The organism is Mesorhizobium sp. M0293 (assembly GCF_040321735.1).
Classification (GTDB): Bacteria; Pseudomonadota; Alphaproteobacteria; order Rhizobiales; family Rhizobiaceae; genus Mesorhizobium.
On sequence record NZ_JAMYSA010000265.1, the window covers coordinates 1 to 1667 of the forward strand.

1 protein-coding gene is annotated in these 1667 nt (G+C 60.3%); it reads right to left on the minus strand.

Going from position 1 to position 1667, the window contains the following annotated elements:
• Positions 1 to 34: 34 nt before the first annotated feature.
• The gene (locus NKJ06_RS35340; protein ID WP_352812554.1) at positions 35 to 1591 is read right to left on the minus strand and encodes an ISL3 family transposase; all 1557 of its coding nucleotides are present in this window, start codon (positions 1589 to 1591) and stop codon (positions 35 to 37) included.
• Positions 1592 to 1667 lie beyond the last annotated feature (76 nt).

Consider the following 1667-nt stretch of genomic DNA (forward strand, 5'->3'; position numbering starts at 1 on the left):
AAGGGGTCTGACGCACTCTTGATGAAGTTCGGGATCATACGGCACCGATCAGCCTGGCTTGCAGGAGGTCGAGCTTTCCGCGTCCATACATCTGCCGTTTCACAAGCTTGAGCTTGGTGATCTGTCCCTCCGTTTGACCGTTGGACCATGGTTCGGTGATCGCGGCGCGGACGGCGGCATGGTCGCGAATGATGCCCTTGGCGAAAGATGCGATGAGGCTTTTGCCGGCGTCGGCGATCCACGGCTCGAGATCATCGGCAAGCTTCTTGCGGATCATAGAATGGAAACCGGCGATCAGATTGCGTGCTTCCACCAGCAGGGGCACGCCCGCCTCGATGGCGGCGATCATCACGGTGTCGGCTTTGCTCAGATGATCACGGGCCGTCGTCATCAGCCGCGCGATCGTTCTGGCTGACGGCACCTTGTGGAGTTGCTGATCGGATGCCTGCTCGGCACGACGCCGTCGCCTTGCCCATTCGCTGACGACGCCCAGGCGTCCCCGAAAGCCTTTTGTCTTCAGCCGCCGCCAGAGCTCGCTTGCATTGTGGCAGCCCGATATCCATTGCCCATCCAGGAACGGCAACCATGCCTCGAGCGAACTCTGCCGGACGCGGAAAATATCGGTTCGCTGGCCACGGATCACTTGGCGTACGAGTTTGCGACTGTGACCGGTGCGGCGCACGATCTCCTTGATGGGGATGCCTTCGCCGGCAAGTTTCATGATTGCCGCGTTTGTCTCCTCGCGCCGCAGATAGCCTTCGTATTGCAGCTTCTCCACGTAGGTGAGCAAGTCGGGATTGACCGTCGTAGCGCCGATCGCAGTTCGGATTATCCGCATCGACTTGCGAACGGCGTCGAGGAAAGCCGCGCTCGCATTCTCCATGAGATGCCAGCGGTCGGCGACCTGAACCGCATGCGGTAATGCCTTGGCGGTGGCTTCGCCGTAACCGCCGCCGCGGTCGCGCGAGACGGTTTCGATCTCAGGGTGATCGGCAAGCCAAGACTCGACGGTGGCAACTTCACGGTCGGGCAACAACGTCACGATCCGCCGTCGCTCCAGATCGCAGACGATCGTGCCGTAGCGATGGTTACGGCGATAGGCCCAGTCATCGATGCCGACAATCTTGATAGGATCTGTTCGTAAACAGGCCCGTCGCCGCACCACCCGTAGCAATGTGTCATTGCTGACCGGAACCATCAGCCGCTTTGCAAAACTAGCCGCCGGTCGGCCGCCGAGCGCCAGTCCAAGATGATGAACGATACACTCCAATCGCGAGGTCCGGCGCGATCGCTCGGTGACAACACTGTCGTCAAAGCGCTCGGCGAAGATTCGTCGACGGCACAATGTAGCATCGCAGACGAAGCGCCGCGCGACGAGGCGGAGCTCTACCTTCGTCCCACTACAGGGAAGATCGGACACGCGTCGAACATAGCGGCTGTGGACCCGGCTCGACACTCTGCGGCAAAGAGGGCAAGGCCGCGCCGACGTACCTGACCGCGCGGTAATGACGATCACTCCTTCGTTCTCAGCGATGGCCTCGACGACCAATCCCGCCGGGATCAAGGACGACAAACGCAAATTTCTCACCATGGTGCTGATTCCCCTCAGAAAACAGCACCACGCCGCCATGCAAAATCATCAAATGTGAGTCAGACCCCCTTTTGCG

Bases quoted from the DNA above. Each gene is read 5' to 3' on its own strand.
- NKJ06_RS35340 (WP_352812554.1), bottom strand. From the start codon at position 1,591: ATGGTGAGAAATTTGCGTTTGTCGTCCTTGATCCCGGCGGGATTGGTC.